This is a genomic window from Janthinobacterium sp. DSP2-3-3 (assembly GCF_049897325.1).
Classification (GTDB): domain Bacteria; phylum Pseudomonadota; class Gammaproteobacteria; order Burkholderiales; family Burkholderiaceae_D; genus Janthinobacterium.
Map to the genome: position 1 here is coordinate 1 of NZ_JAFCWA010000029.1, position 7,311 is coordinate 7,311.

The window sequence follows — 7,311 nt, forward strand, 5'->3', positions numbered from 1 at the left end:
TTTACTACTCTCGCGCTATCGACAAAGCGTTGTGTTTGTCAGCTGCGAAGAAGGAAGAGTATGAAGCATTTCAGCACAATCGTCAACTCCTTCTTTTACTGCCCAGCCCCGGAAGACTGTCCCTTTTGTGCCGCAAACTAGTGCGCCTCATTGGGGAGGCGAACTATAGCAAAGCCGCCCATGGGCGGCAAGCTTTATTTCAGCAATTCGGCCACCGCCATGCCTACATCGGTCGTACTGGCGTTGCCGCCCATGTCGGGTGTACGTGGCCCATGCTCGAGTACCTGCTCAATGGCGCGCACAATCGCGTCATGCGCCGCCGTGTAATTGGCGTCGCCATTACCGAGGAAGTCCAGCATCATGGCGCCCGACCAGATCATGCCGATCGGGTTAGCGATATTCTGGCCGTAGATATCGGGGGCGGAACCGTGTACCGGCTCAAACACGGAAGGGAAGGTGCGCTCCGGATTGATATTGGCCGAAGGCGCGATGGCAATCGTGCCCGTACAGGCCGGGCCCAGGTCGGACAGGATGTCGCCAAACAGATTCGAAGCCACCACCACGTCAAAGCGCTCGGGACTCAATACAAAGCGGGCCGCCAGGATGTCGATATGATATTTATCCCAGCGGACATCGGGAAAGCTTGGGCCCATCGCTTCCACCCGCTCATCCCAATACGGCATGCTGATGGCAATGCCATTCGACTTGGTGGCCGATGTCAGGTGTTTTTTAGGTCGGCTTTGCGCCAGCTCAAACGCATACTTCAGGATGCGGTCGACGCCCTTGCGCGTAAACACGGATTCCTGCAGCACCGTCTCGCGTTCCGTCCCTTCGAACATGCGCCCGCCCACGGACGAATATTCTCCTTCCGTATTTTCACGCACCACATAAAAGTCGATATCGCCAGGCTTTTTATTTGCTAGCGGGCAAGGTACGCCGGGCATCAAGCGCACGGGACGCAAGTTGACGTATGCATCAAACTCACGCCGAAATTTTAGTAAGGAACCCCATAAGGAGATGTGGTCAGGCACCTTGTCTGGCCAGCCCACGGCACCAAAATAGATGGCGTCGAAATCCCTGAGTTGGGCAAACCAGTCAGAGGGCATCATTTGACCATGCTCGAGGTAGTAGTCGCAATTGGCCCATGCCATCGTCGTGAACTGCAGGTCGATATTGAAACGGCGGGCGGCCGCTTCAATCACACGCAAGCCCTCCGGCATAACTTCATTGCCGATGCCGTCACCAGCGATGACCGCGACTTTATGTGTGTTCATTGGAAACCCTGTTGGAAATAGACGATGGAAGCCCGTATTTACATCTGCTGCGCCACGTCCGAGTACAGACGCGCCAGCACATCGGCAGTGATCGCCGTGATGATGGGCTGCACACGTTCGGCCGCCAGTTCATGGGACTTCTCGCGGCGCACCTCTTTCCACAACTCATCCAATGCACCCTCATGGCGCGCTACCGCCTGCTCGACCTCATCTTGCCAAAATGCTGGTGCCTCGCCTTCCACAAAGTTGCCGCGGCCACGGCCAAAGTGCGCCACCGCCAAATAACGCAACACGCCCGCCACGACCAAGGTACGCAGGAAGGCATCCGTAAATTGCATGGTGGGCTCGTTCCGGTCCGTGCCGGAATTAAAACCCCAGGCTGCACCCGCAAACGTCAGTGCCCCGACCACGCCGCCAAGCAAGGCGCCCGTGCCCAGGGTCAGGCCGCCGGAAATCAGGTCGGCCGACAAGCCCGTCGCCGCACCGGAAATCATGGCGCCCAATAGCCCCGCTTGCGCCTTGTCGATCGGTGCGCGCACGGCGAAATTATCGCGCAACCGCGCATTGATCTTATGCGCATCGGTAGGGTCGAGTTTGTGCAAGATCAACAGTTCACGCGTGGTGACACCGCTGTGCGTATTGAGCCGCGCCACCAGGCTGGCCATCGCCTTTTCCTGGCGTTGCTGCTCTGCATTTTTGCCTATGCCTACGACCTGCAAAGCCGATTTCAGCAAGCCCTTGGAGACGGGCTCGATGGCTTCGCGATCCTGGGCTGCCACCGCCAGCTGCGTGGCCAGCAAGTGCATGGCCTGCTGGAAACGCGCCGTATTCTGCGCTCGCCAGGTAGCAAACAAACGCGCATAACCGGCTTGCTGCGACTGCGGCAACAACTTACCCACGGCTTCGTAAAACACGCGCTCATGTACCCAGCAGCGGGCAAAGGCATCGAGCGCCAAAACGTCGCGCACGATGGGATACTGCTGCAAATGGTCGCGCCAGCGCGCCTGCTCGCCGTGTTCCTCATTGCCCGGACGTGGCGGCCCCATCTGATTGAGCAAGACCACCACCGGCTTATCCAGCCATTCGAGGATTTTCATTTCCGCCGGCAAGTAACCCGCATCCCTGGGATGCTCCGAGGAATTCACCAAATACAGCACCACATCGGCTGCGTCCTTGGCCGTGCGCAGCGCTTGCTGGCTCAGCCAGAACGGGCGGTCGCGATAACGGTCCAGCACTTCGCGCAGGAACCAGCCGATGGGATTGCCGGACTGCCCCAGGCGCCTGAGCAGGCGCACGGAATCGCCAAAGCCGGGCGTATCCCACAGTTGCAAGGCATCACCCTGTGGCGTCGCCAGCAAGGTATGCGATTCCGCAAACACGGTGACGTGAGCGGCGTCGCGCACTTCGCCGATATCCACGCCCACCAGGGTGCGCGCCAGGGTGGTCTTGCCATTATTCGTATGCGAAATCAGCGCAAACTGAATCTGCACCGCATCATCCTGAACATCTTTATTCACATTCACACTCATGCTGCTGCCGATACTTTCAAGCCGACACCGGCATCGAGCGGGTGCAAGGCAGGATTAAGCAAATTGACCAGGGTGGCCGGGGTTTGATGGAACAGGCAAAACTGTTGCCACAAGGCGACTCTTTCCGCCAAACGGGCGGCATTATCCACCTGCTCGCCAGCACGCTCCAGATAGCTGGACTCATCGATCAGGACGGCGATACCGCGTGCGGACGATTGCACCAGGTAATCGAGGAAGGCGCCGTGATTTTCCTTCTCCGGCGTCGCCGTCAGATTGAACAGCACGGCCGTGATATTGACTTGCGGATCATTCAAGTCGGTGCCGCGCAAGACCTCCTGCGGCTCTTCGCCATACGACGTCGATGGACGCAGCATCATGCGTCCCTGCTCGCCAAACAGCATGATGGACAGCTGGCCCAAGCCTTTGTGGCGCGCCTCATCGACAGTAAAGCTGTACGGCAAGACACGCAGCATGCCGCCCGTGGCCACGCCGATGCTTTCATTGAGCTTGCGGAAGTACGGTTGATCGAGATCCAGCGGAAAGTGCTTTGCCAGGCGCGCGGCGCGCCAATTGTTGACCAGGGCCAGGATCAGGCGAGGAACGACCACCAGCAGGAAAATCGTTACCGCATACAAATGCACCCAGCGCGCGCCGCCTTCCACGGTCGTCGTTTGCGGAAAACGCAGCGCTTCGATTTCCGCCAGCGAAAAACCTTGCAAATGAAACAGGGCGATGGCCGGTGCGAACAAAGTCGACAGCAGGCTGTGCACTTGGCTGGCATTCAGAAAGGTGCTTTCCCAGCCAGCCGCGTATTGCGACAGGAAGCCGCGCGCATACAGCGAGGCGACGGCGCCGATAGCAAACATGGCGGCGCTCAGGTGGATGGTACGGCCCAGGCGCGCGGCCGTCAGCTTGGCGCTCAGGTGCGCCCATTCCCCCATGAAACTGAGCAAGCCCGAGGACAAGGCGTGCGGCAGTTTGCGCGGCAAGGCCAGGCGGCCCACGCTCAGGTGGCGCACCAGCCCCGCTTTCGGCCAGCCGAGAGAGTGCGAGGGGATGCATAGCCAGATCAGCAAACCCAGGTAAACCAGTACATTCCAGGCGATGATCAGCAGCAAGGGCGCCGACAGCAGGTCGACGCGATGCGGATCGGTGATGCGGTCGAGCCCGGCCCCCAGCAGCAGGGCCAGCAATGGCAAGGTCAGCGCCAGGGTCTTCATACCGCTGCGCCGCTTCGCGAAGGCCGCGAAGGCGGGTATGCGCTCAGTGATGCGCTTGATGATCAGCTCGGAGCGCTGCTGCAGGAAGTCGTCCCCCGTGACTTCGGCCTGCTTGCCCGAAGCTTGCCATTGCGCAAGCTCACGCGCACTGCGGCTGGCATACATGCGGTCATCCTCGCTGAGGACTTCTTTTTTCTGGTCGGCCGTTTCGATAGCCCGGACCAATACCACTTCTCTCGCAATCTGCTCGTTCATGGCGCTCCTGTTTTTATATGAACCGACAACTTGACAGGCAGATTGTGACGTACTTTTGTATTTCAGGCCAACGCGTCCTCGGCCCGGAACAAGTTATGCAGCAGATATATCAGGAAAGAGGCGATCCAGGCAGACCACAACGTATGCGTGAAAAATTGCGTACCTTGCAACTGTTGCTGCCAGCCTGCAGACAAACCGCACAGCAGCATGACACCGGCGAGCAGAAGCGCCGTGCGTGGCCGTGCCGGCAGGCAGAACAATGGCAAGGCTAGCATCCACCAGGCAGTGTTCGCCTGGGTGGCGGGCAGGCAAGCCATGGCAGACGCACTGGCGGGCAATGTTTCCAGCATCCGCGCATACGGTTCCAGTCCGCCATAGCGCAGCAAATCCGTAGGACAGGGCACATCGCTGAAGGATGAGAGCAAATAGATGCTTGGCGGCACGAAGACGACCGACAAGGCCACGACACGCAAGGCACTGCGGCGTGATGCAAGCCAGTCCAACGGGCGCAAGGTATCCCAGACGGCCAAGCCGATCACGGCGGCACCAAGCAAGGTCATGCCAAACTGAAAACTGCCCGCCAACGCGCTGTCAGCACCGGCAAATTGCCCACGTGCCCCGTCGAACATGCTGTCGGCGAGCGCCAGGTCGAGATTGCTGTAATTGCCGATCCAGAGGATCAGCATGGCCGATAGCATCAGAACGCTATCGATGCCTTTGGGAGTTTTAACGAGTTTAAGCTTGGCCAGCATGGGTGCACACATTACTTGATGAGATGAAAGGGAGAGGCCGCACAGGACGGCAACCATGGAAGTCATCGTACAGTGTCAATATGAAGAGAACATGACGCTGCCCGCTGTGCACAACACGGACGATGCAATACGCGTTTCCAGAATCAGCTTACAAGTATCAGCATGAATTACGCGTCAACAGGACGTTAAGTTTTCGTTAAGTGCTCGCAAAAAGCCGGCTTAAATGAAATCAATCCGCAGCATGGTGCCACCAGCGGGGCGAACATTGAACGCCAGCTCCGCGCCCAGATACAGGCAGATGCGCTGAACCAAACCCAGCCCCAAGCCTGTGCCGGATGAGCCGCCCAGATTGGCCGGTATGGGTTGATGCAAGAGGCGCGCGCGCGCCGCTTCCGGCAAACCTGGCCCCGTGTCCTCAACGATCAGCCCACGTCCGGCCAGGCGCACGATCACTTCACCCTGCAAGGTGTACTGGCAGGCGTTGCGCACCAGGTTGCCAATGGCGGCCGCCAGCAATTCACGCGGGGCGTTGACCAGAAAATCTTCGCCGCCCGCAAACACGAGAGTAAGCGGCTTTCCGGCCGTATACGATTGACAGCGCAGGCATTCCTGGCGAGCCAGTTCCGCCAAGGAGAGTGACGCGCACTCCAGCAACTCGGGGGCGCGTGCCAGGCGCAGCAGCACCGTCACGGAATCGCTCGCCTCACGCGCAGCCCGATAGATACGCTCGGAGGCGGAGCGCACCAGCGGTTCATGTGCGCCTTGCTCCATCAGAATTTCCGCCGCCCCCGTGATCACGGTCAGCGGCGTGCGCAGCTCATGGCTGACATCGCCCGTAAAAAAGCGCTCTCGGTCAAGAACTTCGGTCAACTCCGTCGTACGTGCAGCAAAAGCGCGTGCCAGTATTCCCAATTCATCGGCACTGTCCTGCAGTGGCAGGGCCGCCTGGCCGGCCTTGACGGCCTGCGTCAACGACATGATCGGCGTGATCAAGCGATTGGCGATGAAGGCGCCCAGCAGCGAAGCACAAATCAGGAAACCGATAAAGCCAAGCGCAAACATGCTGTACACCACCAACTCGATCTTTTCATATTCAGTGGCATGATCGATGACAACGAATTCGCCATGCACATCGCTGCCGACCAGCACGTGCAAATCGACGCCGTCGACGGTTTTCTCGTGCATGCCGGGTGCCAGGCCACGCAAGGGCAGCGGGGTCTCCTCGGCGTGATGAAAGCTCAAACCGGCCGGCATCTCGACAGACAAACCGGCCGCATGCCTGGGTGAAGCCCAGGCCGCCACTTCTTTCAGGCGCTCGTCAACCAGGCGTACTTCGATGCCCTCGACGGCGATGGCGGCGATAATGGCAAAAAAGACGCTCGCCACCGCGGCGAACAGCAGGTAAGCGACGATGATGCGCCGCTTCAGCGATTTAAATGGGCGCATCGCTACTCAGTAATTTATAGCCGATGCCAGGAATGGTGCGCAGCATGGGAAAGGCATATGGTTTGTCGAGCACTTGCCGCAGCGCATGGATATGCGTGCGCAGGGCATCGCTGTCAGGCCGGTCATCGCCCCAGACTTCATGCTCGAGCATCTCGCGCGGCACCAGCTTGGGCGCTTCGCTCATCAGGCATTTCAGGATAATGTAACCGGTCTTGGTCAAAATCAATGCTTGGCCGGCGCGCCGGACTTCGAATTTTTCAGTATCAAAACGCAGCTCGCCCACCGCCAGCACGGCGGCGGCCGTCGTTTGCCCGCGCGCGCGGCGCAGCAAGGCTTTCAGGCGGATTTCCAATTCCAGTAGCGAGAATGGCTTGACCAAATAATCATCGGCGCCACTGTCAAAACCGGCGACCTTGTCTTGCAGGGTATCGCGCGCCGTCAGCATCAGCACTGGCGTGCTATTTTTTAATTCAGCGCGTAGCTTCCGACACAGCTCCAGGCCCGTCAGGCCGGGTAGCATGACATCGAGCACCAGCACATCGTAATCATGCTGGGCCAGCAAGGCCAGGCCGGCATAACCATTCATGGCCGAATCGAGCACATGGCCCTTCGGCTCTAGATAAGCGTAGAGATTGGCGAGAATATCGGGGTTGTCTTCAATGATCAGAATGCGCATACCGCCATTGTAGGGTGAATTTCGCCGCATCAAACGAAACCATCAGACGAAAAAAAACCCGACCATTTCTGATCGGGTTTTTCTCTACTACGAATAACAAGCCTGACGATAACCTACTTTCACACTGGTTGCAGCACTATCATCGGCGCAAAGTTGTTT

6 protein-coding genes are annotated in these 7,311 nt (G+C 58.8%); all 6 read right to left on the bottom strand.

The window, feature by feature from the left end; translation table 11 throughout:
• Positions 1–194: 194 nt before the first annotated feature.
• The 6 genes from ACP7DE_RS27880 to ACP7DE_RS27905 all read right to left on the bottom strand — a co-directional run bounded on the left by ACP7DE_RS27880 (position 195) and on the right by ACP7DE_RS27905 (position 7,152).
• On the bottom strand, positions 195–1,274 hold the full coding sequence (locus tag ACP7DE_RS27880; protein WP_426075165.1) for a tartrate dehydrogenase: 1,080 nt from the start codon (positions 1,272–1,274) through the stop codon (positions 195–197).
• 38 nt (positions 1,275–1,312) lie between these two features.
• Positions 1,313–2,803 (bottom strand): DUF3482 domain-containing protein, encoded by a 1,491-nt coding sequence (locus tag ACP7DE_RS27885; RefSeq protein WP_426075166.1) that lies wholly within the window; start codon positions 2,801–2,803, stop codon positions 1,313–1,315.
• Positions 2,800–4,278 carry a DUF2868 domain-containing protein gene (locus tag ACP7DE_RS27890; RefSeq protein ID WP_426075167.1) on the bottom strand — a complete coding sequence of 493 codons (1,479 nt, stop codon included), beginning with the start codon at positions 4,276–4,278 and terminating at the stop codon, positions 2,800–2,802. Before ACP7DE_RS27890 ends, ACP7DE_RS27885 begins: the two co-directional genes overlap by 4 nt.
• Before the next feature lie 62 nt (positions 4,279–4,340).
• Positions 4,341–5,030 (bottom strand): phosphatase PAP2 family protein, encoded by a 690-nt coding sequence (locus ACP7DE_RS27895; protein ID WP_426075168.1) that lies wholly within the window; start codon positions 5,028–5,030, stop codon positions 4,341–4,343.
• Positions 5,031–5,249: 219 nt separating this feature from the next.
• Positions 5,250–6,476 (bottom strand): sensor histidine kinase, encoded by a 1,227-nt coding sequence (locus tag ACP7DE_RS27900; protein WP_426075169.1) that lies wholly within the window; start codon positions 6,474–6,476, stop codon positions 5,250–5,252.
• Entirely contained in the window at positions 6,463–7,152 is a 690-nt protein-coding gene (locus ACP7DE_RS27905; protein ID WP_426075170.1) for a response regulator transcription factor, read from the bottom strand. Before ACP7DE_RS27905 ends, ACP7DE_RS27900 begins: the two co-directional genes overlap by 14 nt.
• Between the last annotated feature and the right edge of the window lie 159 nt (positions 7,153–7,311).